Genomic DNA, 23,076 nt, shown 5'->3' with positions numbered 1-23,076 from the left:
CCAAGGGTGGCAGAGCCATCCAGTAGAAATCTGACCGCGATCAGTCCCGGACAAACCGCACGACGAGTAGCTTCTCGAAGGGATGTGATTCCTCAGAGACGATTTCGCTATCCAGTCCGCGCTCGCGACCGTACGCGCGAACTTCTTCGGGACCCGTCAGCGTCGAGATGAGCAGGTAGGCCGCTCCACCCTCGGCGAGCACGCGGCCGACGCCGTCGAGGAACGGATTGACCATCGCTCGGCCGTCTTCGCCGCCTGACAGCGCTCGCTCCATCCAGTCGTCCCACTCCTGTTCGGGCGGGGTCGGGAGATACGGCGGGTTGCAGACGACGACATCGAAGGCGTCGTCGCAAAACGGGGAGAACATATTGCCGCGAACGACCGGAACGTCCGCCTCGAAAGCCTGTTCGCAGGCCTCGGGATTGAGATCGACACCGACCGCATCGGCATCTGCTTCGTTGCGCAGGCGCGTGGCGATGTAGCCCGAGCCAGTGCCGACATCGAGCGCTCGCTGGTCCGGATCGACCGCCTCGACGACGGCATCGGCGAGGAGTTTCGAGTCCTCCGCAGGCTGATACACTGTCTCGATGTCGCGCTGCTCGGCAAGTTGCGGGATGTCAGGAGAGTCGTCGTCAGTCATGCGTCGGGTTCGCCGGGGACGCCAACCTCCCACGCCAGCGTCGCCAGTTGTGCGAACTCTGCAGGGGTGACGTTACCCGCACGACGGCTCATCAGTTCCTCCTCGGCCGCGTCGACGACGGCGTCGCCGTCGTTCAGCCCGGAAATGTGGACCGTGTTGCGGACGGCGTTGCGCATCGTCTTCCGACGCTGGGTGAACACGGCGCGGAGAAAGCGCATGAAGAATTCGTCGTCGGGCACGTCGTACTCCGGTTCGCGGGGGGTCGTCCTGACGACAGCACTGTCGACTGCGGGCTGTGGGTCGAACGCCTCTGGCGGGATGTGTTCGACAACTTCGACATCTGCGTAGTGGCCGGCAGTCACGGACAGCCGGCCGTACTCGTCGGTCCCCGGGTCGGCAGCCATCCGCTCGGCGAACTCCGCCTGGAAGGTGAGTACCATCGGCTTGTCCACAGGAAGGAGTCGGAAGACGATTTCGCTGGAAATACCGTAGGGGAGATTCGACACCGATGCCGAGAAGTCAGGCAGATCCACCTCCAGTGCGTCGCCCTCGATCACGGTCAGTTGGCCATCTTCACGGGCCTCGGCGAACTCGGAGTTGAGAAACTCTGCAAGCTTCTGGTCGCGCTCGACGACGGTCACGTGATCGGCGACGGCGAGCAGGCGGTCGGTCAGCGCGCCCGTCCCACCGCCGATTTCGAGGACGTGACTGGTATCCATCTCTGCCTCTGTGGCGTACTCGGGGAGTCGATCGAGTACGCGGTCGTCGACCAGGAAGTGCTGGTCACGGTTGGGATCGCCAGCGACGCCAGCACGCGCTCGAAGGGCGTCCGGATCGCGAAACTGGCCGGTCATCACTGCTCCTCGCGGCGGGCGAAGATCCGGTATTTCAGGTCGTCTTCCCGCAGTTCCTCCATGATGCGGTCGACCAGTACCTGTTCGGGGTCGTGGAGACCACCGATGCGTTCTTCGAGTTCCTCGAAGCTCTCGAAGGGCTTGCGTTTGCGCTCGTCGAGGATGTTGTTACGGAGTTTCTTGCCGATCCCCGGCAGGAGGTTGAGTTGGTGCAATCGCAGGGTAATCGGCTGGGCGTCGTTGTAGAAGTCGACGAATCGCTGCTCCTGTTCTTCGACGAGATCTTCGATGACGTATTCGAGTTCCGATTGGGCTCCCCCCGGAAGGTCCTCGTACTCGATGGCGCTGTACCGGGTCACGAAGTCTGCGGTCGCCGGATCGATCCGATCACCGATGGTGACGTTCGCGTCGCTTTCGGCGATGAGTTCGTAGAGCTCGAACTCCTCGGAATCGAGCACGTACGCCAGCGGCTCTTTCTCGTATTGCGGGCGATCGTCCTCGGTCCGGCCGTGCGGGAGAAAATCCAGCACGATACCCGTCGGCGCCCCAGCGTCGTCGTCGCGTTCGTCGTCGCTCATGTCGATTACCTACGGCGACCGATCACTTAAACGTGGGCAAGGCGCGAGGACGAGCGTAGCGAGTCCTCGAGACAGCGAACGGCGAAGCCGTGAGCAGCGGGGCCGAACGCCGTGTGTCCTCGGCGAGAGGTGTCCGTAGTTAGCAGCACTGGGTCAGACGGCGAAGGTTCGCCTGTTTTGTATCCAGTCTAGCCACACAGTAAGTAAACCAACACTTTTTTATTTAGTGGTGAAATCGGTTGTCAATATGTCCCCGCGGACACCCATCGTCGACCCCTACGGGTATTTTCGTCGAGAGCAGCGGCCTTCTCTCAGGATTGCCGCCGGAATCGTCACGCTCGAAGCCGTACTCACGACCGTATTGGTGTGGTGGTTCGTCACGCGCGTCTTCGCACAGATCGACCTCTCTGCTGCCGAACGGGAGGTAGTCGCGTCGGAACTCAACGGGATGTTTCTCGTTTTATTCGGCTCGGTCTTTCTCGGTTGGGTGCTGGTCGGCGCGATATTTCACGCGTTCATGTGGTTCGCAGGCGCGGAGCGTGGCTTCGAGGCCACGCTCGCGGTCGTCGGCGAGGCAAGTCTGGTCAGTATCGTTATGACGCCCCTCGTTCTGGCCGGTTTCGTCGGTGTGATCGGACAGGTCCCTTCTGATCCGAACGCCGCATTCGAGTTTATCCAGCAGACCGCCAATCAACGGACAGGCATCCTGTTAGTTGTCGGATTCATCAGGACCCTCTGGATCGGGGTCGTACAGGCGATTGGGCTGTCCGAAGTTCACGACATCACACTCGGTAAAACACTCCTCGTGGCGGTTGGGCTGGGACTGCTTTCCTTTTTGTTAGGGTAGCTCGGGGGAGGACCACTCGTGAGCGCTGGACAGTGACTCTCCCGGTCGTGGGCCACCCTCGCATGCGAATGTCCCATCGAAAGCGCTTTTAGGCATGCTGGGCCAGTTGTGTGTACAGCCTGTGCGGGGTTGATGACGCTTCCAGCTCGAATAGGACTTGCCGCCACGGCGGCGGAACGTGGGTCGAACCCACAGGAGCGGGGAAGTGTGAGCCCACGCACGGGAGGTGAACAAATCATGCCAGTATATGCTGACTTTGACGTCCCTGCGGATCTCGAGGACGACGCGCTCGAAGCCCTCGAGGTAGCACGGGATACAGGAACGGTAAAGAAAGGTACAAACGAGACGACCAAAACCGTCGAGCGCGGCAACGCCGAGCTCATCTACATCGCTGAGGACGTTCAGCCCGAGGAGATCGTTATGCATCTCCCGGAGATCGCCGACGAGAAAGACGTGCCCTACGTCTTCATCGGTGCACAGGACGATCTCGGACGCGCCGCCGGCCTCGAAGTCGGCAGCGCCGCCGCGGCCATCACCGACGCAGGCGATGCCTCCGCAGACGTCGAGGACATCGTCGACAAAGTCGAGGAACTCCGCTGAGGTGACCGGATATGAGCGCAGAGGAATCTGAAGACAGCGGCGGATCGACGTCGGCAGAAGTGATCGAGCTCGTGGGCCGGACCGGGATGCACGGCGAGGCCATGCAGGTCAAGTGCCGCATCGGCGAGGGCTCGAACAAGGGTCGAATCATCACCCGCAACGTGCTCGGTCCCGTCCGAGAGGGCGACGTGCTCCAGTTGCGCGAAACAGCCCGCGAAGCCGACCAGATTGGAGGCCAATAATGGTCCAGCAACGAACCTGTGACTACACCGGCGATGACATCGAACCCGGAACCGGGAAGATGTTCGTCAAGAAAGACGGCACCATCCTCTGGTTCAAAGACTCCAAAGCCCAGAAAAACTACATGATGGGCCGCGAGTCCCGGGATCTCGAATGGATCGGCTACGAAGAAGAAGAGGCTGAACTCGAAGAAGAAGCCGAATCCGAGGCTGAAGCAGAAGCCGACGAAGCGGAAGCCGAGGAAGACGAAGCGGCCGAGGAAGCGGAAGCAGAATCCGAGGCAGAAGAGGAGGCCGACGAGGCCGAATCCGACGCTGACGAGGATGCTGACGCTGACGCCGACTCCGACGAGGAAGCGGAGGAGGAAGCTGAAGCATGAGCGAGGCCGAACGAACCTTCGTGATGGTCAAGCCCGACGGTGTCCAGCGCGGACTCATCGGCGAGATCATCTCGCGGTTCGAGCAGCGCGGACTGAAACTCGTCGGCGCGAAGTTCATGCAGATCGATCAGGACCTCGCAGAAGACCACTACGGCGAACACGAAGACAAACCCTTCTTCGACGACCTCGTCGGGTTCATCACCTCTGATCCGGTGATGGCGATGGTCTGGGAAGGACAGGACGCGACGCGACAGGTCCGGAGCATGGTCGGCGAAACCGACCCTGCCGAGTCCCCGCCCGGTTCGATCCGCGGCGACCTCGGACTCGACCTCGGCCGGAACGTGATCCACGCCTCGGACCACGAAGACCCCGGCTCGAACGAACGCGAAATCGACCTCTTCTTCGACGAAGAGGAACTCGTCGGCTGGGAGAAAGTCGACGAAACCTGGCTGTACGAGTAGGCCAGATTCGCGGTTTCTCTCGCCGTCGCTGTTCTGGAGCGACAGCACTGTCGGCCGCTGGGAGGGTCCCGGCCGCTTTTTACCTACCCAATTCGTATCACGAGTATGGGACTGGATCTGAACGCGGAGCAACTCGACCGCTACTCCCGGCATATCATCATGGACGATGTCGGGCCGGAGGGACAGGCGGCGCTTTTGGACAGTTCGGTGCTGGTCGTCGGCGCGGGCGGACTGGGCGCGCCGGTGTTGCAGTATCTCGCTGCTGCCGGCGTCGGCCACCTCGGTATCGCCGACGACGACGTGGTCGAACTGAGCAACCTCCAGCGGCAGGTCATCCACGGCAACGACGACGTGGACCGGCCGAAAGTCGACAGTGCCGAGGAGTTCATCCATACGCTCAATCCCGATATCGAGGTGGATACGTACGAGACACGAGTCACACAGGAGAACGTCGAGTCGCTGATCGAGGGCTACGATGTGGTCGTCGACGCCTCAGACAATTTCCCGACTCGGTTCTTGCTCAATGACGCCTGCATGCTCGCCGACAAACCGCTCAGTCACGGCGCAGTCTACAAGTTCGAGGGCCAGGCGACGACGCTGACCGGCGGCCCCTGCTATCGGTGTCTGTTTCCCGAAGCGCCGCCGGAAGGAACGATCCCCAACTGCGCGGAGGCGGGCGTCCTCGGCGTTCTTCCGGGCACGATCGGCGCGATTCAGGCGACAGAAGTCATCAAAGTCATTCTCGACGAAGGTGAGACGCTGGAAGGACGGCTGCTAGCGTATGATGCCGGCGGCATGACCTTCGATTTCGTCCCGATTGCGCCTAACCCCGAGTGTCCGGTCTGTAGCGACAAGCCACAGATCACTTCCGTCACGGAGGGCGAATACGCCGGCGCCTGTACGCTGAGCGACTGACTCACTCGATCCGGGCGAGCCACGCCTGCGGGTCGTCGAACTCCGCATCGGTCGGAAGCATTTCGGGTGATTCCCAGACCCGACCCGCGGTTTCGATGTCGCTGGCCTGCACCACGTCGTCGAAGAACTTCTTGCCGCGTTCGTACTGGCGTCGTTTGACACTCAGCCCGAGCAGTCTCCGGATCAACTGTTCGACGGGACTTCGACCCTGTCTGCGCTGGTCGAGTTTTCGGCGCAGATCCTCGTACTCGTCGTCGAAGGCCTCGTCCATGATGAGTTCCGCGTAGCCCTCGACGGCGGTCATCGTCGTGTCGAGTTCCCCGAGGTTCTCGCGGTCGATCGAACCGGAGGTGAGGTTCTCGACGGCTTCCATCATCGTCGATTCGAGGTGTTCGGGGAGCCACGGCGCGGCCCCGAACTCGGCGGCGTGGGTCACTTCGTGGAAGGCGATCCAGCGACGGAAGCGGTCGTACTCCGCATCGAGCATGTCGGCGACTCGCTGGATGTTCGGGCGGACGAAATACAGTGCGTGGGCCTCGCCGTCGGCGAGCAAGAGAGGATCGTACTGTCCGAGGACGTGATTCGAGAGAAAGGAGAGTGCAAACGCCATCGAACCCGTATTGATGACACGGGCGAAGCCCGGCATGACTTCGGCCTGCTGTTCGATTGGGTCCATCACACGCTCGAAGGTGCCGACGTTGGCGTCGAGCCAGTGGTGGCGGTTCATCACTTCGACCCGCTCGGGCAGGTCGAATTCGAGAGCCGTGACTTCGCGGACGCGGTCACGCGCGTCGGCCACGTCGTCGGCGTAGCCCTGTCGCTCGGCGTCGCTCATCTCCAGATCCCCCGGGTCTGTCGAGGCGCGAGCGGCGTCTGTCACGGCCGCCCAGTCGACCGGTCCATCACCAGACGCACCGGTGACGGCCCGGACACTGCGATAGATGCTCATACCCGTGACGAACGGAGTGAGGAATATAGGCCTTTATGCTATTCAGCCGTGATAGTGGGCGATTCCTCGTCGGTTTCGACCGCCACCTCGGGCTGTTCGTCCTCTCCAGTGAGATATTTCACCACAGCGGTGCCAATGACGAGCAACACGAGCACACCGAGTAACGCCAGCCCCTTTCCGGATCCCCCCTCGTCGTCCTCAGCCGCCGCTTCCTGTTCGTCGTCTCGCTGTGTGTCCTCGTCGTCCGCTGCGCTACTGATACCACTGAATGGGAGCGTCGTAGAGAACGATCCGTCTTCGACGTGGAGTTCGACGAGTGTGATGTCAACCATATTGTTTCTTTCGCCCACCTCACATTTACCCGTTGTGACTTCAGCAATCGTTTAGGAAACGGGGCCGACAAGTGACCGTATGGAGCCAGCACACCGAGAGTTTCTCGACGCACTCCTCGAAACAGCTAGTCCCTCGGGGTTCGAGTCAGCGACCCAGCAGGTCTGGATCGACTACGTGAGCGAGTACGCCGACGAGGTACGGACCGACGACTATGGTAACGCGGTTGCGGTCCTGGAAGGCGACGAACCAGCCGTTGCGCTGGCCGGCCACGGCGACGAAATCGGATTCATGATCCGCGATATCACCGACAGCGGCTACATCCAGATGACGCCCATTGGCGGCTCTGACAAGACCGTCTCACGAGGCCAGCACGTCCAGATCCACACAGACGACGGGACCGTCTCTGGCGTGATTGGTCAGACCGCGATCCATCTCCGTGATCGGGACGGTGACGAGACAGCAGAGATCAGCGAACAGCACGTCGATATCGGGGCCGAAGACGGCGACGCGGCCGAAAATCTCGTCGAACGCGGCGACCCGATCACCTTCGAGCAGACCGTCTCCGAACTGGAAAACGACCGGATCGCCGCCCGCGGACTAGACAACCGCGTCGGGATCTGGGCCGCCGCGGAGGGCTTTCGCCGGGCCGCCGAAGCAGATCCCGCGGCGACCGTCTACGCCGTGAGCACCGTCCAGGAGGAACTCGGTCTGCGCGGTGCGCAGATGGTCGGCTTCGATCTCGATCCGGACGCCGTAATCGCAACCGATGTGACCCACGCGACCGACGATCCGGGGACGCCGGGCAAAGAGTCAAGCGGCGTCGAACTCGGCGGCGGTCCCTCGGTCGCACGCGGGAGCGCGAATCATCCGAATGTCGTCGACGCCGTCAGAGACGTGGCCGAGACCGAAGGGATCGATATCCAACTCGAAGCGACCGGAAGCCGAACCGGAACCGACGCCGACGCCTTCTATACAGCCCGCGGCGGCACACCCTCGCTGAACGTCGGGATCCCGAACCGGTACATGCACACGCCCGCGGAGACGCTGGATCTCGACGATCTCGATGCGACCGCCGAACTGCTCGGACAGTTCGCCGCCAGCGCCGACGCATACGAATTCAGCGTCGATTTCTGAGCACACTGCGGGTCGGTACCGGACAGATCGATACCTACGTCGGAAAGAGACCGAGTTTCGCCGTCGGTATTGACAGAGCCAATCCGACAACAGTTTTAGGCCGGATGCCGTTGCTAACGGCAATGGGATCGTGTATCATCTGCGGTTCATCTGTCGATGGACGAGTCTGTGAGCTTCACGAAGAGGATGTGGTCTTCGAGTTCCGAGGAACACAGCCGGACGAACTGACGCCGAATCGGTACTACCGTGGGACGGTCGACGGTTACGCCGAGTTCGGTATCTTCGTCGACATCGGTGACAGCGTCACCGGCCTCTTGCACAAGAGCGAACTCGACCAGCGACTCGACAGCATGGACCTCGAGCCGGGCGAGACGATTTTCGTCCAGGTACAGAACGTTCGAGACAACGGCAACGTCGACCTCGGTTGGTCGATCCGCCAGGAGAAATCCCGGTTCCGGGGCGCACTCATCGACGACCCGGACGCCGAACAGGAACTACTCGACGAAGAAGAAGACGAAGCGGAGGAGCAAGCCGAGGAGACCGAAGACATCGGCGAACCCGAGCCGGTCGAATCGACGACAGAAGAAGCCGAACCGGAAGAGACCGATGAGTCCACTGAAGCCGAGGAATCGGTCGACGAGTCCGAACCAGAGACCGAAGAGACCGAAGATTCGGCACCAGAGTTCGAGCAGGCGACGGTCGACCAGCTCGACGATCTGGTCGGCAATCGCGTCCGACTCGAAGGCGAAATCGAGACCGCGCGCCAGACGAGCGGTCCGACAGTCTTCGAGCTTCGCGACGAGACGGGCACCGTCGAGTGTGCGGCCTTCGAGGAAGCCGGCGTCCGGGCCTACCCCGAAGTCGACGAAGGCGACATCGTCCGCATCGAGGGCGAAGTCGAGCGCCGACGCGGCGACCTGCAGGTCGAGACCGAAGCGCTGGTCATCCTCACCGACGACGAGCGCGACGCAGTCACCGAGCGGATGGAAGAAGCGGTCGTCCAGCGCGCTCGCCCCGCCGAGTTCGAGGCGCTGACCGAAGACCCCGCCGTCGAGGCAGTTGCAGAGCCGATTCGCGACGCCGCGACCGCGATCCGACGCGCCATCATCGAGGGGCGACCGATCGTCGTCCGACACGCCGGTAACGCCGACGGCTACGCGGCCAGTTCCGCCATCGAGCGGGCGACGCTGCCGCTGATCCGCGACGAGCACGGCGCCGGCGAGGCGGAGTATCACTACTTCGACCGTCGGCCGCTGGAGGGGTCGGTCTACGACATGAACGACGCGACCAAGGACATCACGACGATGCTCCAGAATCGCGACCGGCACGGCGAGACGCTGCCGCTCTTTGTCTTCGTCGGGGCAGGCGGTTCCGCCGAGTCCATCGACGGCTTCGATCTGCTCGACACCTACGACGCCCGCCGGGTCGTCGTCGACGAGCGAACCATCGAGGAGGGCGTCGCCGAGGCTGTCGACATTCTCGTCAGCCCGACACTCGAAGGCGACTACGAGACCAGCGCGACGGTGCTGGGCGCGACCGTCGGCGCACACGTCAACCCCGACGTGCGCGAGGAGTTGGGTCACCTGCCCGCGGTGAGTTTCTGGGAGGACACGCCCGACCAGTACACGGCACTGGCTGCCGAGACGGGCTACGACGCCGACGACACCCGGAAACTTCGGGAGGCAGTCGCACTGGAGGCGTTCTACCAGTCCTACGAGGACAAGCGCGAACTGATCTCAGACCTTTTGTTCGCCGACGAGGCGGAGGATCCGGTCGGCCTCGCCGAACACATCAGCGAGCAGTTCCGCGAGCGCATCGAGACAGAAATCGAGACGGCCGAAGCCAATCTGGAGGAGCGAACCGTCGACGACGAGACGATCCTCGTCCTCGATACGGAGTCGTACACCCACCAGTACGAGTTCCCGCCAGAACCGCTCCTTCTGGACGAACTGTTCCGTCGCCACCGCGACGAAGCGGGCGCACTGATCGGTGTCGGCACTGACGAGGCGTACATTCGCTCGCAGACGGGCGTCGACGTGCGCGCAGTGGCCGAGCGCGCGGGCGACGAGGCACCCGGGGCGGCAGTGGACGTGCGCGGTGCACGCGACGGCCGCATCGAGTTCCTCTCCGGCGAGCGCGACGCTGCCCGCGAGGCACTGATCGACGCACTGGCTGACGAACTCGCTGCGCTGCAGACGGCCTGATCGCGACGACCTGATTTTTCCCGGCTCTTCACGCGGAGAGAGAAACATTATACTCGTTCGGTTCGGCCGACTGTGTATGGAAGTCGAACTGCTCGAAGCGACCGAGGATCCGGAGCGACTGATCTGTCAGGCGGCCCGCAACGACTACATGGAGGAGTTCGTCGGCGAGACTGCCTTCGAGGACGTGATGGCCGACATCGAAGGCGACTCCTTAGAAGACCGTCAGGAGACGCTCATCCATCACCTGCTCGAACACGGCCACTTCGGCCCGCTTGAACACCCCCACGCAACCGTTGCTGTGAAGGGAATCAGCCGATCCTGCATGGCACAGATCACGCGTCACCGCCACGTCTCCTTCGACATCCAGTCGATGCGGTACGTCTCCTTCGACGAAGTCGACCCCGCCGACGTGCGAGAGGGCGAGATGGTCGTCGTCCCGCCGTCTGTGGAGGACCCCGACTGGGTCGGCCGGAATCAGAAGACGGCCGACGTGGACGAAGAGACGGCCGCCGAGCGCGAAGAGCTATTCCGGGACACGATAGAGACCGCCTTCGAGTCCTATCAGGAACTGCTCGATCTCGGACTCCCGCCCGAAGATGCACGGTACGTGCTCCCCATCGGGACGAAGGTCAATATGGTGATGTCGATGAACGCTCGAATGTTGATGCACGTGGCCGATATGCGGGCAGCAGCGGACGCTCAATGGGAGATTCGAGAGATGACCGAGCAAGTGCTGGATCTCGCCGCCGAGTGGTGCCCGATCACTTTCGGGTACTACGAGGAGAACATGAAAAACCGGAAGAACCGACTCGCCCCCTAACTGTTAGTCGTCGGCGGGCGTGAAACCGCGGGATTGGCTTCTCGTGGCAGTTGGCTCACGTGTCGATTCCGGCCGGTCGCTAAAGGTGTCCGCGGCCTGTTCCATCGTCTCTGAGAAGGCGGTGAAGCCGTCGGCGGCCTGTTCGATCGATGCAGAGAGGTCGGCCATGAGTTCGCTCACTTCTGTCATCGACTCGCTGACGTCGTTCGCAGTCGCAGCCAGATCGGCTTGTTGTTGCATACGAATATGGATGCACCGGTGTGTATTCGATCATACACCTAACGTGGTTGGGCTGCGTCGACACCGAGGATCCTAACAGCGTTGGGTTCGAGGCGGCCCGGACAGATCGGGAAAGCCGGTGTTTTAATCCGTCGCCGAACATATCGGGAGCCATGGCACGTCGGGACGACTCGCGCCGGATTCCGGGGAGTGAATCGACAGCGGGGAATCCAGCAACGGGTGCGGGCCCCGACAAGGACGAACGGGCCGAATACGATTACACCGGCGGTGAGACCGAACGGCCGGCACCGGCCGCAGAACTAGACGAACAGATCGACGGCAGCGTTCGGTTCGACGATCTGTCCCGACAGCTGTACGCGACGGATGCGAGCGCCTACGAGGTGACACCCATCGGCGTCGTCTATCCGACTTCGACGGCGGACGTGAAAGCGGTCGTCGAGTACTGTCACGCGCGTGAGATGGGGGTACTGCCGCGGGGCGGCGGAACGAGTCTCGCCGGTCAGTCCGTCAACGAGGCCGTCGTCCTCGATTTCACACAGCAGATGAACGAGGTTCGGGCAATCGACACCGAGGCCCGACGGGTACGCGCACAACCGGGCGTCTTGCTCGGTGATCTCGACGCCGCGCTCGAACCTGAAGGGCTGAAATTCGCGCCGGATCCGGCGTGGGGTGACAAGAGCGCACTCGGGGGTGCAATCGGAAACAATTCGACCGGGTCGCACTCGCTGCAGTACGGCAAGACCGACGCCTACATCGAAGAGTGTGAGGTCGTCCTCGCTGATGGCACCGTCACGGAGTTCGGGACCGTCTCGACGGAGGACCTCGAAGCGGGTGCTGCGGGCGAATTGGACATCTCCGAGGCAGAACGACGGATCTACAGTTCGGTCTGCTCGCTGCTCGACGAGCGCGAACTGATCGAGCAACGCTATCCGGAACTCAAGCGAAACGTCTCGGGATACAATCTCGACAGGTTGCTCTCGGAGGCCGAAGACGGATCGGTCAATCTGGCTCGCCTGCTCGCCGGCAGCGAAGGGACGCTCGCAATCGTCACGGAGGCGACAGTCTCGCTGGAACCGATTCCGGCGGAGAAAGCCATGGCGCTGCTGCGATACGACACCGTCGCCGACGCGATGGCAGACGTTGCACCCATCGTCGAACACGACCCCGCCGCGGTCGAAGTGTTGGACGACGTACTGCTCGATCTGGCCCGCGAGACCGAGGAGTTCGGCGCGCTCGTCGACGAGATGGTTCCCGAAGGGACCGAAGCGGTCCTGCTGGTCGAGTTTTACGCCGACTCGACCGAAGAGGGCCGAGAGAAGGTCGAGGATCTGCTCGCGGATCGGATGCGCGATGGGTCGAGAGAAGAACAGCCGCCAGTCCTCGCCACGTCCGCGAGCGAAGCCTACGAAGAGGCCGAGCGGGCGCGCTTCTGGAAACTTCGCAAGAGCGGCCTCCCGATATTGCTCTCACGAACCAGCGACACCAAACACGCCAGTTTCATCGAAGACGTTGCCGTCCCGCCCGAGACGTTGCCGGAGTTCGTGGCGGACTTTCGGGAGGTGCTGGACGACCACGGCACGTTCGCGAGTTTCTACGGCCACGCCGGACCGGGCTGTCTGCACGTCCGGCCGCTGATCGATATGAAATCGGAGTCCGGAATCGAGCAGATGACGGGTATCTCGGAGGACGTGACCGACCTGGCAGTCGAGTACGGGGGCAGCGTCTCCGGCGAACACGGCGACGGCCGCGCGCGGACCAGATTCAATCGAAAACTCTACGGAGAAGAGGTCTGGAAACTGTTCCGCGAACTGAAGACGGCCTTCGATCCGGACTGGATCCTCAACCCCGGACAGGTCTGTGGCTACGGGGCCGACGAATCGCTGCCCGAAGATACGCCCGGACGGGCTGTCGCCGTCTCGATGACCGAGAATCTCCGTTTTTCTCCGGAGTACGAGGCCGAGATCAGCTTCGAGCCGACGATGAACTGGGACAACGACAACGGGGTGCAAGGGATGGTCGAACTCTGCCACGGCTGCGGTGGTTGTCGCGGTCCGCAGGAGACGACAGGTGGCGTGATGTGTCCGACCTACCGCGCGAGTGAGGAAGAGTCGACGAGTACCCGCGGCCGGGCGAACGCACTCCGACAGGCGATCAGCGGCGACCTCTCTATCGAGGAGACTGACGAGGAGTTCATGACCGAGGTGATGGATCTCTGTATCGGCTGCAAGGGCTGTGCGCGGAACTGCCCGAGCGAGGTCGACATGGCCAAACTCAAAGCCGAACTCCAGCACCAACAACACGAGGAGTCCGGCGCGAATCTCCGCGACCGACTGTTCGCGAACGTCGACCGGATCAGCGCCATCGGAAGCACACTCGCACCGCTGCCTTCGCTGCTGCAACGGGTCCCCGGCAGCGGACTCGTCACCGAGAAACTGTTCGGTATCGCCCGAGAGCGTGAACTGCCGTCGTTCTGCCGGGAGACACTGGTCGACTGGGCAGACGACCGCGAACCACAGATCGGACGCGACGAAGGAACCCAAAAGGTGTTGCTCTTTCCCGATACGTACACGAACTACAGCCACCCCGAGGTCGGGAAAGCAGCGGTGCAGTTACTCGAATCTGCCGGAGTACACGTTCGCGTCGCCGAGGGGGTCACAGCCAGCGGTCGCGCGGCCCACTCGAAGGGGTTTCTCGATACCGCACGCGAGCGCGCCACAGCCAACGTCGAGACGCTGGCCCCGAAAGCCGCGACCGGGTGGGATATTGTCGTCCCGGAACCGTCCGATGCGGTGATGCTACAGTCCGACTATCTCGATCTCCTGGCAGGCGACGATGTCGAACGGGTCGCAGCGAACACGTATGGATTCTGTGAGTATCTGGATCGCTTTGGTATCGACGAGCGAGTCGATTTCGAGCCAGCCTCGACAGACGTGGTCTATCACGGTCACTGTCACCAGAAGGCGAGCAACCGCGACCACCACGCGGTGAACGTTCTTCGACGGGCCGGCTATGCGGTCGACGCGCTCGATTCTGGCTGCTGTGGCATGGCCGGCAGTTTCGGATACGAAGCCGAACACTACTCGATGAGCCAGTCGATTGCCGATATTCTCGACGAACAGATCGAACAGAGTTCGGGGGAATTACTCGTCACCCCGGGTGCCTCCTGCCGGAGTCAACTCGGTGACCGCCGGACAGTGACCGATCCATTCGATCGACCGGGCGACCTTCCGCCACACCCGATCGAAGTCCTTGCCGGTAGTTGCCCTGACTGTTCCTGAAAGTAGATATATAAATAGCGTTGTCAGGCGTAGTGTTTTTACCCTGCCTACTGGTGTTCTACAATAGATGCATCGTCGGGTACTCGTCGGCATCGCCGTTGCCATCGCGTTGCTGGGAGGGGTGGGTATCGCAGTGCTCGACTCGCCGACGCAGTCGGGGCTCCCGTCCGACCAGCAATCCACGCAACAGCCGCTCGAACTGGCACAGATCGAGCAGGCCAACGAGACACAGTTCCGGATCACTGTCTTGGAAAACGGCGATGCGCGGTGGACGGTCGAGTATCGCCAGCGGATCACTGACGAACAGGAGATAGAGGATTTCAGACAGTACGCCGAGCGGTTCAACACCGAAGAAACCGAGACGTTCAGCAACTTCCAACAGCGCGCCGACCGACTCACCCAAGACGGGACTGAGGTCACGGATCGTGAGATGAACGCGACGGATTTCCAGCGGGAGGCCCGCTACAGCGAGATCAGCCGTGATGGGATCGTCGAGATGTCCTTCCGGTGGGTCGGCTTCGCCCAACAAAACGGCGAACAGGTCATCGTTTCTGATGTCTTCGACGGCGGTTTCGTCATTCTCGAAGACCAGCGACTACGGATCGAACGCGGGGAGAACGTCTCCTTCGATAGCGTGTCTCCGAGTCCCGATGAAGTCGATCTCGGCGACGAATCCGACCCCGGTGAATGGGTCGAGTGGAACGGCTACCGCGAGTTCAGTCCGGGGGAAATCGACGTTCGGCTCTCTCCGCCAGACGTGACACCGACAGATCCCACCAACGGAACAGGGTCGGACGATGGGACCGACACGGGCAGTGAGGATCCCGAGATTGGAGGCGGTGGCTCGGGAATGATGGTTCCGCTCATGCTCGGACTTCTAGTGTTGCTCGGAGTTGGTGGGTCTGCCATCTGGTATACGATGGCCCGGACTGATCAGGACGCAAGCAGTGGGTCAGCCGAGCCCTCTCCACAGGTTGACGAACAGGCCGAGACCGGTGGTGCCCTCGAAACCGAGCAGTTGCTGTCCGACGAGGACCGGGTGCTGAAACTCCTCGAAGACAACGGCGGCCGAATGCGACAGGTGACTATCGTCGAAGAGACTGAGTGGTCGAAATCGAAGGTGAGTATGCTGCTCTCGGATATGGAAGACGAAGGCGAGATCAGCAAACTGCGGGTGGGCCGAGAGAACATCATCAGCCTCGCTGGCGAAGAGCCCGAAGCCGCCGGATCGCCGTTCGAGGACGAGAACCGGTAGCCGCTGTTTCCTGACAACACCGGCGGACAATCGGGGGAAAACGCAATGGTTAAAACGATACTCCCAGTACATGAGGATGTCGCGCTCCGGTGGTGTAGTCCGGCCAATCATATTGCCCTCTCACGGCAATGACCAGGGTTCGAATCCCTGCCGGAGCATTCTTTTGAACGACCAGAGCGAGTGAAAAAGGAAGCGCACGACAGAGATTTAAATCACGCAAACGCGAGTGTAGCGAGCGTTTGCCATCTGGTTCAAATCCCTGCCGGAGCATCAAATTCTACTGTGGTCTTGCGATTCGTAGCCAACTCAATGTCGATCTTTCAGCAAATCGGTAGGCCCACGACCCAGACGAATACGATCTGTCGACGCTGGGCCGGGCCGGGCGGGGACAAGCTCCCGCAACCGATACAGGAGGGGTTCGAGGAAGCCTTTGACGTTCCCCCTCTCGGAGGGCTACGGCCTGACCGAGACGACGGGGCCACCCCATACGATCAGGTGGTCGTCGCTGGGTAATCGGCCCGGCAGCGTCGGCCAGCCGGTCGGTCACACGAGATCGAAGATCGTCGACTGGGACGGCAACGAAGTCGGCCCCGGCGAGGAAGGCGAGATCCTCATTCAGGGGCCGCAAGTGATGAAGAGGTACTACGACAACCCCGAGATCCACGAGGCCGCGATCTTCGGCGTCACCGACGAACGCCGCGGGGAGACCGTCGTCGCCGCTATCACACCCGCGGAGGGAGCTGAGATCACCGACGAACGCGGGCTCGAATCGTGAACAACTTACACACGGAGGTTGGAGTCGTCGACTACTGCCAGCATGTCTGAAGAAACCAGCTACTCGACGGGGAAGATCCGGACCATCGCGCTCGCGGTCATCGCGGGGGTCTTCTTCGGCGGCGTCGCGACCGGCGTCGCGTTTCCGACACTGCCGTTGCTTGACGAGAAACTCGTCATCTCGGCGGTCATGCTGAGCGTGATCCTCTCGGCGAACCGGATCGGGCGGCTGTTTATGAACACGCCGGCCGGGACGATTATCGACCAGTACGGCGCACGGACGCCGATGATACTCGGCCTGTTCACACAGGCGCTCGCGCCGTTCGGTTACATCGTCGGCCTCTACACGCCGCCGACTCACCTCGGAACGGTGCCGCTGCTGGGAGACGTGTCGCTGCCGGGGCTGGTCTTCGTGCTGGCTCGACTGTTCTGGGGGGTCGGCAGCGCCTTCGTCTTCATCGGCGCGTTCGCGACGATCACCTACGTCACGACGGCGAACAACCGCGGCCGCTGGGTCGGCTACATGCGCGGCGGGCAGTCGCTCGGCTTCCCGACCGGACTCGTCCTCGGCGGCGTCCTGACCGATCTGGCCAGCATGCAGACCGCCTTTCTCGTGGCGGGCGTCCTCGCGCTGGTCGCCGGCATCGTCGCGACGCTCGTTCTGCCCGATGTCCACGGCGGCGCGGGCGAGGGGCGAGCCGTCAAGCTCCGGGAAGTTCCCGCCTTGCTCGCGGCCAATCCGACCGTCGTCCTGATCGGCTACGGCAACTTCGCCGTCCGCTTTCTCTGGGGCGGGATCATCCTCTCGACGCTGGCCCGCTACGCCAGCGACTACGGCTTCGAGCTGTCGGCGCTGGGCGCGGCCGGTATCAGCGGGATCGTGATGGGACTGGGCGTTATCACCTCGGGGTCGATGACGATTGTGACCGGTTGGGTCTCGGACATGGTCAGCGATCGGACGCTACTGACGGTGCCGGCCTTTCTCGCGATGGGCGCGGGCTTTCTGGTGATCGCCTACGTGCCCACCATCGAGGCGCTGCTCGGGGCGATCGTCCTCGTCGGTGCGGGGATGGGATCGGCCGCGCCCGTGCTGCTCGCGATCATGGGCGATCTCACGCCCGGCGACGAACTCGGGCGGATGGGCGGCGTCTATCAGGTGATGGGCGATATCGGACTCAGTCTCGGCCCGCTCGTCGCCATCCCCGCGGTGGATCTCTGGTTTGGCTATCAGTTGACCTACGTCCTCTGTGCGGCGCTCGTTTTCAGTTGCCTGACGATCGTCTCGCTGCCGCTGCTGCGCAACCCCGAGGTCTCGCGGGCGGGCGTGGAAGCCGACTGAGGCCGCCAGGTGGTCGAACCCGGGCCCTAATTCACCCTCTACCCGCGTGCGCGAAGCTTTCATGTTCGGCCAAGTCTATTGCTACATAGTATCATGGTGGGTTCACGCATACAGGGAGCGCGCGTCCGGGTGCGGCCGTGGCTGCCGGCGGTCGCGGTGACGCTCGCTGCGGGACTGGCCGCCGTCGCGGGGTCGTACCTAGCTGTCGGTCGACGGCCGGCGTTCGTCGTGACGACGTTCGATCGACTCGTCCTCGCGCTCAGTCCCGACGCACTCATCGCTTTCGCGATCACCCAACTCGGGACCCTCGGCCATCAACTGGCGTTTCTGACGGCTATCGGGGTGGCATGTGTAACCTTCGGGCTGGTCGCCCTGCCAGGCGTGGCTGTTCTGCTGGGGAATGGTCCGGACCTCGGCGCGCTAGACCGCGGGCGCGGCAGGACCGTCATCGGCGTTCTCCTCGGGCAGGCGCTGCCGTCGGCGCTCGCGTTCGGACTGACGCGGTCCTGGCCGTCGGCGCTCGGTGCCGCAGCCGGAGTGGGGATCGTCCTGCTCGTAACCGCCGCGGCGGCCGCCCTCGCCGCCGGTACGGACCGTCCTCTCGGCTCGCTCGCGCGACGACGCGTCCTCGGCTCGATCGGGGCGGCGATCGGCGTGAGCGCGCTCGCCGTTTTGCTCCACGGAACCGGTGAAGAATCGTTCCCCTCACCGTTCGAGATACCCGAGGACGCCCGGCCCGCGGTCCGGGAGTCACTGACGCGCGCGAAAGAGCAGTCGTTCGCGGTCGACGGCCTCGAACCGCTCGTTAGCACGGACTTCTATCAAGTCGACATCAGAAACGTCGATCCCGACGTCGACCGCGCGGCGTGGTCGCTCTCGATCACGGGAGCGGTCGCCGAGGAGCGAGAGTACGACTTCGCAGACCTCGAGGCGATGGAGCTGGAAGACCGGTTTGTCACGCTGCGGTGTGTCGGCGACCGACTCAACGGCCGCCAGATGGACACCGCCCTCTGGAGCGGCGTTCCCGTCGCCGCCCTGCTCGAGGCGGCGGAGCCGTCGGGCGATCGGGTGATCCTGCACGGCGCCGACGGCTATTACAACGAGTTTCCGATCGACGCGCTGCGGCCGGGGCTGTTGGCCTACCGGATGAACGGCCGGCCGCTCCCCCGGGCACACGGCGCGCCGTTGCGCGCGCTCGTGCCGGGCCACTGGGGCGAGATCAACGTGAAGTGGTTGACGGAGATCGAGGTCCGGGACGAGGACACGATAGGTTACTGGGAACACCGCGGCTGGCACGGCACCGGGCCGGTCGAGACGGTCGCCAAGCTCTGGCAGACCAACTATCTGGGAAGCGGCCGGTACGAGGTCGCCGGGCACGCCTACGCCGGCACCAGGGGGATCGAGGCCGTCGAGGTGTCGACCGACGGCGGCGACACATGGACCGAGGCCGAACTCTCCGAGCCCCTGCCCGGCGACGACGTCTGGCGACAGTGGCGACACGAGTACGGAGCCGGCGGGCGCCACGAGGTGATCGTCCGGGCCCGCGACGGGAACGGAGACCTCCAGATCCCCGAGAAGGACGGCCCGAAGCCCGACGGAGCAACCGGCTGGGTTTCCGAAACCGTCGGCCCGCAGTGACCGTGTGGATCCGGGACGCTCTCCCTGAACGCCGGTCGTCCCCCGTGAGACCTGTCCGCGTTCGCATCTCGCTTCTGTAATTTTATTTATAACTATCCGCTAGTAGGACGGGTAATGGAATTACTTCTGGTGAATATCCGGCGTAAACTGGTGAAATAACATGAACATTTATATGATAGTGGTAGCATGTTGGCAGTGGACAAGAGTGATTGTAAACCAATGACACGGGATTCCATTAACAGGCGACGCGTGCTTGCGGGGGCAGGGGCAGGAATTGCTGGGGCAATGGCCGGTTGTCTCGGTAGCGGTGGCGATGACGGAGACGTCCAATTCATCACGGACTATTACAACGACTCGTGGCAAGGGCTCTGGGAGGACCTCGAGCCCCAGTTCGAAGACGAGACCGACATCGCCATATCCGTCGAGGAGGCGGGGATGTCGGGGAGTCAGGAGTCGCGGCTCGCGCAGCTGATTCAGGCGGGTGATCCGCCGGAGGCCAACACCTCCACGTTCGACCAGGTGGCCGAGATATGGTCGACAGGCCAGCTCGAGACCGTCAACGACGTCGTCTCGTCGGCCGAGGAAGTAAACGGGGAACTGAACACCGGGGGGGCGTTCCTTGGGGAAGGAGATGAGATCTATCAGGTCCCACACGGCGTGTACATCTCGAACTTCCAGTACCGGGCCGATGTCTACGAGGACCTCGGACTGGAGGTGCCGGAGACATTCAGCGATGTCCTCGAGAACGCCAAGGCGATCGACAATGCTGGCGGCCCGTGGGAGGATATGCGCGGATACGGGCTGGCCGGGGCACCGACCGGCAAGAGTCAGGACGAAATGCAGGTCATGCTCGCGAGCGCGGGCGTCTCCGGTATCGGCCTCCGTTGGAAGGACCCGGACGCGCAGGATGAACTCGAGATCTGGTGGCCCGAGGATACGGTGACCGAGGTACTGGAGTACGCGAACGAACTCTCGCAGTACTCGCCGGATCCGACCAGCATCGGCTGGGCCAGCTCGCTCAGTAGTTGGGTACAAGGGGGATACGGCCAGTGTTACCACCTCAATGCCTGGCCGGTCGGCGTCACCGCACAGACCGCCGAGGCAAATGACAGCGACGCGCTGCGTTCGGTCGCCGAGAACACCGAAATCATCGCGTACCCGATGCTGGACGGCGTCGACCCGAGCGAGAACTGGCTGTCCTCGCCGACTCCCGACGGCCACCACATCTTCGCAACCTCCGGGCGGCCGGGCGACGCCAAGGAGTGGTTCGAGTGGCTCTACGCGGACAGCATTGAACGGACCGCGAGTTTCTACGAGGCGGACCCCGGTCGGTTCCTCCCGAGCTACTCCGGCGTACTCGAGTCGGACGCGTTCCAGAACCAGGGCATCTTCGAGGCTCATCCGCACCTGCTCGAGAAACTCCAGTACGTGCAGGACGAGATCTATGGCAACCACTACGGCAGCGTCGACGCGGCCGATACCTCCTCGCCGGAGGCGCTATACATGCTGCGACAGTGGTTCTACGGCGAGATGATCAACCGAGTGGTCACCGACACGATGACCGTGCAGGAGACCTACGACTGGGGCCTCGAGCAACTCGAAGAGGCGTTTGCAGAGGCGCAGGAATCGTTCGGATAATCCATCCCGGACGGCCGACCCTCCTTCGGCCGTGTGAATTCCGGAGCGAGTCGTTTGCGATCAATCATGAAATCAAAACTATGCCAACAGAGGAAACCTAACTATGGCCAGTGAAACCGGAGAATCGATACGGTCTGGCAGGGCGTACATTCCGTGGGACGACCTGCCGGTAAAGCGGGAGACGATCGCGGGAGTCGGGACCGTACTCCCAGTCGTCGTCCTGTACTTGCTTATTGCGGTGCTTCCAATCGCGTTCGCGTTCTGGGCATCGTTACACGAGATCCACACGCTCAATCCGGAGTGGCAGTGGATTGGCCTCGCGAACTACCGAGAGGTCCTGAACATCTCCACGTTCTGGGGCTCGCTGTGGCGGGGGGTCGTCTACATGGTCGGCAGTACCGTCCTCCAACTCGGCGTCGGGCTCTGGATGGCGCTCGTACTCAACCGCATTACACGCGGGCAGAAACTGCTCACCGCAGTGGTGTTTACCGCCTACCTGATCCCGACGATCATCGTCTCGCTGGTGGCGATGCGGGTGTTTGACCCGTCTGGTGGCGTCTTCCAGATGATCGGCGCCGACTGGCTCGGCCTCTGGGGCAGCCAGACGGCCCCGCTGGGCTCGCGTGACTGGGCGATGCGGCTGCTCATCCTCATCGGGACCTGGAAGTTCGCCGTCTTCATCACCATCTTCACGCTCGCGCAGTTGCGCGCGATTCCCGATCGGTTCTACGAGGCGGCGAAGGTCTGTGGTGCGAACCGATGGCAGATGTTCCGCGACATCACGCTGCCGCGTCTCAAGGGGATCGTGGCGGTCGTCGTCTTGCTCCGTTCGGTCTTCATGTTCAACAAGTTCGACATCATCTGGCAGCTCACCCAGGGCGGCCCCGGTGACGCCACGACGACGCTGCCTGTGCTGGCCTACAAGACCGTCTACACGGACCAGGCCTACGGGCTCGCCAACGCGATCTCCGTGGTCATGTTCCTGTTCCTACTAGTATCGGCGATCATCTACTTCAAAATTGTCAATCCCAGCGAGGAGGTGGAGACGACAACATGAGTCAAAACGAACCACCGGGAGGCATTTTCGGCCTCTCATACGACGGCGAGACGCGCATCACCGAAGCACTGAAAATCGTCAGCACCGCGATCATCATCCTCGTCGGTGCCTGGCCGATCTACTGGATGACCCAGTTGGCCTTCACAAAATACGAGACGGTCGAGAATACAGTCACCGTCTTCCCCACGCCAGACATCTTCACGTTGGACAATTTCGACGTCCTACTTCAACCGGAAATGTACACCTACATGTTCAACACGGTCGTGGTGGCTATCGGAACCATCGTCACGGTCGTTCTTGTCTCGCTGATCGCCGGCTACGGCCTCGCGCGGCTGGATTTCCCTCAGAAGGAGAACTTCGCGCGAATCCTCCTGATCGGCTACCTCTTCAGCCCGATCGTCATTGGGATCCCGCTCTATCAGATCTGGCGGAGCATCGGTCTGCTCGGGACCCGGTTCGGGCTCATCATCGCCCTGTCGGCGATCTCGATGCCCTTCGCGGTCTGGCTGATGTGGAAGTACATCATGACGATCCCCGAGGCCCACGAGGAGGCGGCGTGGGTCGACGGCGCGTCACGGTGGCGGGGCTTCCGCGATGTCGTCGTCCCCCAGTGTCGGCCGGCGATCATCGCCGCGGCGCTGTTCGCCTTCGCGCTCGCCTGGAACGACTTCACGTTCGCGCAGATCCTCCTGCCCCAGACCGAGACCACGACGTTCGCGCCCGGGATTCTCCGGGCGATGGGACAGGCGCAGTTCCTGCCGGACGCCTATCTGATGGCGATTTCGCTGGCCATGACGTTGCCGCCGCTGCTGTTCGCCTACTTCATGCAGAGCTACCTGCTGAAGGGATTCCAGGTCAGAGCCCTCTAAGAGTGTACCATCTTTACAACTAACACCGCGAGAC

General features: G+C 62.6%; 23 protein-coding genes and 1 tRNA gene. 18 read left to right on the top strand and 6 right to left on the bottom strand.

The genetic code is table 11. The annotated features are described in order from the left end of the window. Positions 1-40 precede the first annotated feature (40 nt). Genes V8P86_RS00200 through V8P86_RS00190 form a run of 3 tightly spaced genes read right to left on the bottom strand, consistent with a single transcriptional unit; the run spans position 41 to position 2,072 of the window. Positions 41-640, bottom strand: coding sequence for a HemK2/MTQ2 family protein methyltransferase (locus V8P86_RS00200; protein WP_336325214.1), 600 nt, complete (start codon positions 638-640; stop codon positions 41-43). After that, positions 637-1,494, bottom strand: a complete 858-nt coding sequence (locus V8P86_RS00195) for a 16S ribosomal RNA methyltransferase A (RefSeq protein WP_336325213.1) — start codon at positions 1,492-1,494, stop codon at positions 637-639. The genes V8P86_RS00200 and V8P86_RS00195 overlap by 4 nt, the downstream gene beginning before the upstream one ends. Beyond that, entirely contained in the window at positions 1,494-2,072 is a 579-nt protein-coding gene (locus tag V8P86_RS00190; RefSeq protein WP_336325212.1) for a DUF655 domain-containing protein, read from the bottom strand. Before V8P86_RS00190 ends, V8P86_RS00195 begins: the two co-directional genes overlap by 1 nt. 247 nt (positions 2,073-2,319) lie before the next feature. Here V8P86_RS00190 and V8P86_RS00185 point away from each other — a divergent pair, with 247 nt between their 5' ends. From V8P86_RS00185 to ubaA, 6 genes are all read left to right on the top strand, one after another. Then, positions 2,320-2,919 carry a YIP1 family protein gene (locus V8P86_RS00185; protein ID WP_336325211.1) on the top strand — a complete coding sequence of 200 codons (600 nt, stop codon included), beginning with the start codon at positions 2,320-2,322 and terminating at the stop codon, positions 2,917-2,919. A 237-nt stretch (positions 2,920-3,156) separates the two neighbouring features. Beyond that, positions 3,157-3,519 (top strand): 50S ribosomal protein L7Ae, encoded by a 363-nt coding sequence (rpl7ae, locus tag V8P86_RS00180; RefSeq protein WP_336325210.1) that lies wholly within the window; start codon positions 3,157-3,159, stop codon positions 3,517-3,519. A gap of 11 nt (positions 3,520-3,530) precedes the next feature. Continuing rightward, positions 3,531-3,761: a 30S ribosomal protein S28e gene (locus V8P86_RS00175; RefSeq protein WP_336325209.1), complete on the top strand. Its 231-nt coding sequence runs from the start codon at positions 3,531-3,533 to the stop codon at positions 3,759-3,761. Beyond that, positions 3,761-4,138 carry a 50S ribosomal protein L24e gene (locus V8P86_RS00170; RefSeq protein ID WP_336325208.1) on the top strand — a complete coding sequence of 126 codons (378 nt, stop codon included), beginning with the start codon at positions 3,761-3,763 and terminating at the stop codon, positions 4,136-4,138. The genes V8P86_RS00175 and V8P86_RS00170 overlap by 1 nt, the downstream gene beginning before the upstream one ends. Next, positions 4,135-4,599, top strand: a complete 465-nt coding sequence (gene ndk, locus V8P86_RS00165) for a nucleoside-diphosphate kinase (protein WP_336325207.1) — start codon at positions 4,135-4,137, stop codon at positions 4,597-4,599. Before V8P86_RS00170 ends, ndk begins: the two co-directional genes overlap by 4 nt. A gap of 105 nt (positions 4,600-4,704) precedes the next feature. After that, positions 4,705-5,514, top strand: a complete 810-nt coding sequence (gene ubaA, locus V8P86_RS00160; protein WP_336325206.1) for an SAMP-activating enzyme E1 — start codon at positions 4,705-4,707, stop codon at positions 5,512-5,514. Position 5,515: 1 nt separating this feature from the next. Here ubaA and V8P86_RS00155 read toward each other — a convergent pair whose 3' ends face one another. Continuing rightward, positions 5,516-6,463 carry an Rv3626c family coenzyme F420 biosynthesis-associated protein gene (locus V8P86_RS00155; protein WP_336325205.1) on the bottom strand — a complete coding sequence of 316 codons (948 nt, stop codon included), beginning with the start codon at positions 6,461-6,463 and terminating at the stop codon, positions 5,516-5,518. A gap of 38 nt (positions 6,464-6,501) precedes the next feature. After that, the gene (locus V8P86_RS00150; RefSeq protein ID WP_336325204.1) at positions 6,502-6,795 is read right to left on the bottom strand and encodes a hypothetical protein; all 294 of its coding nucleotides are present in this window, start codon (positions 6,793-6,795) and stop codon (positions 6,502-6,504) included. Positions 6,796-6,874: 79 nt separating this feature from the next. Between V8P86_RS00150 and V8P86_RS00145 the strand changes: the two genes are divergently transcribed. From V8P86_RS00145 to thyX, 3 genes are all read left to right on the top strand, one after another. After that, a complete protein-coding gene (locus V8P86_RS00145) occupies positions 6,875-7,930 on the top strand; it encodes a M20/M25/M40 family metallo-hydrolase (protein WP_336325203.1) in 1,056 nt (351 codons plus the stop codon). A gap of 122 nt (positions 7,931-8,052) precedes the next feature. Further along, the gene (locus tag V8P86_RS00140; protein WP_336325202.1) at positions 8,053-10,134 is read left to right on the top strand and encodes a DHH family phosphoesterase; all 2,082 of its coding nucleotides are present in this window, start codon (positions 8,053-8,055) and stop codon (positions 10,132-10,134) included. Between the two features lie 76 nt (positions 10,135-10,210). Further along, a complete protein-coding gene (gene thyX, locus V8P86_RS00135; protein ID WP_336325201.1) occupies positions 10,211-10,954 on the top strand; it encodes an FAD-dependent thymidylate synthase in 744 nt (247 codons plus the stop codon). A 3-nt stretch (positions 10,955-10,957) separates the two neighbouring features. On the opposite strand, the gene V8P86_RS00130 is transcribed toward thyX, so the two are convergent. Continuing rightward, positions 10,958-11,194 (bottom strand): hypothetical protein, encoded by a 237-nt coding sequence (locus V8P86_RS00130; RefSeq protein WP_336325200.1) that lies wholly within the window; start codon positions 11,192-11,194, stop codon positions 10,958-10,960. A gap of 152 nt (positions 11,195-11,346) precedes the next feature. Between V8P86_RS00130 and V8P86_RS00125 the strand changes: the two genes are divergently transcribed. From V8P86_RS00125 to V8P86_RS00085, 9 genes are all read left to right on the top strand, one after another. Next, a complete protein-coding gene (locus tag V8P86_RS00125; RefSeq protein WP_336325199.1) occupies positions 11,347-14,472 on the top strand; it encodes an FAD-binding and (Fe-S)-binding domain-containing protein in 3,126 nt (1,041 codons plus the stop codon). 67 nt (positions 14,473-14,539) lie between these two features. Next, positions 14,540-15,727: a helix-turn-helix transcriptional regulator gene (locus V8P86_RS00120; protein WP_336325198.1), complete on the top strand. Its 1,188-nt coding sequence runs from the start codon at positions 14,540-14,542 to the stop codon at positions 15,725-15,727. Positions 15,728-15,810: 83 nt separating this feature from the next. Further along, positions 15,811-15,885, top strand: a tRNA-Glu gene (locus V8P86_RS00115). A gap of 272 nt (positions 15,886-16,157) precedes the next feature. After that, complete coding sequence (locus V8P86_RS00110; RefSeq protein WP_336325197.1) at positions 16,158-16,502, top strand: AMP-binding protein; 345 nt, start codon at positions 16,158-16,160, stop codon at positions 16,500-16,502. A 42-nt stretch (positions 16,503-16,544) separates the two neighbouring features. Beyond that, positions 16,545-17,840 carry an MFS transporter gene (locus V8P86_RS00105; RefSeq protein ID WP_336325196.1) on the top strand — a complete coding sequence of 432 codons (1,296 nt, stop codon included), beginning with the start codon at positions 16,545-16,547 and terminating at the stop codon, positions 17,838-17,840. A gap of 93 nt (positions 17,841-17,933) precedes the next feature. Next, complete coding sequence (locus tag V8P86_RS00100; protein ID WP_336325195.1) at positions 17,934-19,478, top strand: molybdopterin-dependent oxidoreductase; 1,545 nt, start codon at positions 17,934-17,936, stop codon at positions 19,476-19,478. 219 nt (positions 19,479-19,697) lie between these two features. Then, a complete protein-coding gene (locus V8P86_RS00095; RefSeq protein ID WP_336325194.1) occupies positions 19,698-21,116 on the top strand; it encodes an ABC transporter substrate-binding protein in 1,419 nt (472 codons plus the stop codon). Positions 21,117-21,219: 103 nt separating this feature from the next. Continuing rightward, positions 21,220-22,173 (top strand): carbohydrate ABC transporter permease, encoded by a 954-nt coding sequence (locus V8P86_RS00090; RefSeq protein WP_336325193.1) that lies wholly within the window; start codon positions 21,220-21,222, stop codon positions 22,171-22,173. Then, entirely contained in the window at positions 22,170-23,042 is an 873-nt protein-coding gene (locus V8P86_RS00085; protein WP_336325192.1) for a carbohydrate ABC transporter permease, read from the top strand. Before V8P86_RS00090 ends, V8P86_RS00085 begins: the two co-directional genes overlap by 4 nt. Positions 23,043-23,076: the final 34 nt, after the last annotated feature.

This window comes from Halovenus anhuiensis (assembly GCF_037080055.1).
Lineage (GTDB): Archaea > Halobacteriota > Halobacteria > Halobacteriales > Haloarculaceae > Halovenus.
Note: the sequence above shows the minus strand (reverse complement) of the source record. Positions and strands in the feature narration are given on the sequence as shown.

Excerpts from the sequence above, each read along its gene's own strand:
- V8P86_RS00105 (WP_336325196.1), top strand. The coding sequence starts at position 16,545 with ATGTCTGAAGAAACCAGCTACTCGACGGGGAAGATCCGGACCATCGCG.
- V8P86_RS00200 (WP_336325214.1), bottom strand. The coding sequence starts at position 640 with ATGACTGACGACGACTCTCCTGACATCCCGCAACTTGCCGAGCAGCGC.
- V8P86_RS00150 (WP_336325204.1), bottom strand. The coding sequence starts at position 6,795 with ATGGTTGACATCACACTCGTCGAACTCCACGTCGAAGACGGATCGTTC.
- V8P86_RS00185 (WP_336325211.1), top strand. The coding sequence starts at position 2,320 with ATGTCCCCGCGGACACCCATCGTCGACCCCTACGGGTATTTTCGTCGA.
- V8P86_RS00145 (WP_336325203.1), top strand. The coding sequence starts at position 6,875 with ATGGAGCCAGCACACCGAGAGTTTCTCGACGCACTCCTCGAAACAGCT.
- V8P86_RS00190 (WP_336325212.1), bottom strand. The coding sequence starts at position 2,072 with ATGAGCGACGACGAACGCGACGACGACGCTGGGGCGCCGACGGGTATC.
- V8P86_RS00100 (WP_336325195.1), top strand. The coding sequence starts at position 17,934 with ATGGTGGGTTCACGCATACAGGGAGCGCGCGTCCGGGTGCGGCCGTGG.
- ndk (WP_336325207.1), top strand. The coding sequence starts at position 4,135 with ATGAGCGAGGCCGAACGAACCTTCGTGATGGTCAAGCCCGACGGTGTC.
- ubaA (WP_336325206.1), top strand. The coding sequence starts at position 4,705 with ATGGGACTGGATCTGAACGCGGAGCAACTCGACCGCTACTCCCGGCAT.
- V8P86_RS00085 (WP_336325192.1), top strand. The coding sequence starts at position 22,170 with ATGAGTCAAAACGAACCACCGGGAGGCATTTTCGGCCTCTCATACGAC.
- V8P86_RS00095 (WP_336325194.1), top strand. The coding sequence starts at position 19,698 with ATGACACGGGATTCCATTAACAGGCGACGCGTGCTTGCGGGGGCAGGG.
- V8P86_RS00140 (WP_336325202.1), top strand. The coding sequence starts at position 8,053 with ATGGGATCGTGTATCATCTGCGGTTCATCTGTCGATGGACGAGTCTGT.
- V8P86_RS00125 (WP_336325199.1), top strand. The coding sequence starts at position 11,347 with ATGGCACGTCGGGACGACTCGCGCCGGATTCCGGGGAGTGAATCGACA.
- V8P86_RS00155 (WP_336325205.1), bottom strand. The coding sequence starts at position 6,463 with ATGAGCATCTATCGCAGTGTCCGGGCCGTCACCGGTGCGTCTGGTGAT.
- V8P86_RS00170 (WP_336325208.1), top strand. The coding sequence starts at position 3,761 with ATGGTCCAGCAACGAACCTGTGACTACACCGGCGATGACATCGAACCC.
- V8P86_RS00175 (WP_336325209.1), top strand. The coding sequence starts at position 3,531 with ATGAGCGCAGAGGAATCTGAAGACAGCGGCGGATCGACGTCGGCAGAA.
- V8P86_RS00120 (WP_336325198.1), top strand. The coding sequence starts at position 14,540 with ATGCATCGTCGGGTACTCGTCGGCATCGCCGTTGCCATCGCGTTGCTG.
- V8P86_RS00090 (WP_336325193.1), top strand. The coding sequence starts at position 21,220 with ATGGCCAGTGAAACCGGAGAATCGATACGGTCTGGCAGGGCGTACATT.
- rpl7ae (WP_336325210.1), top strand. The coding sequence starts at position 3,157 with ATGCCAGTATATGCTGACTTTGACGTCCCTGCGGATCTCGAGGACGAC.
- V8P86_RS00195 (WP_336325213.1), bottom strand. The coding sequence starts at position 1,494 with ATGACCGGCCAGTTTCGCGATCCGGACGCCCTTCGAGCGCGTGCTGGC.
- thyX (WP_336325201.1), top strand. The coding sequence starts at position 10,211 with ATGGAAGTCGAACTGCTCGAAGCGACCGAGGATCCGGAGCGACTGATC.
- V8P86_RS00130 (WP_336325200.1), bottom strand. The coding sequence starts at position 11,194 with ATGCAACAACAAGCCGATCTGGCTGCGACTGCGAACGACGTCAGCGAG.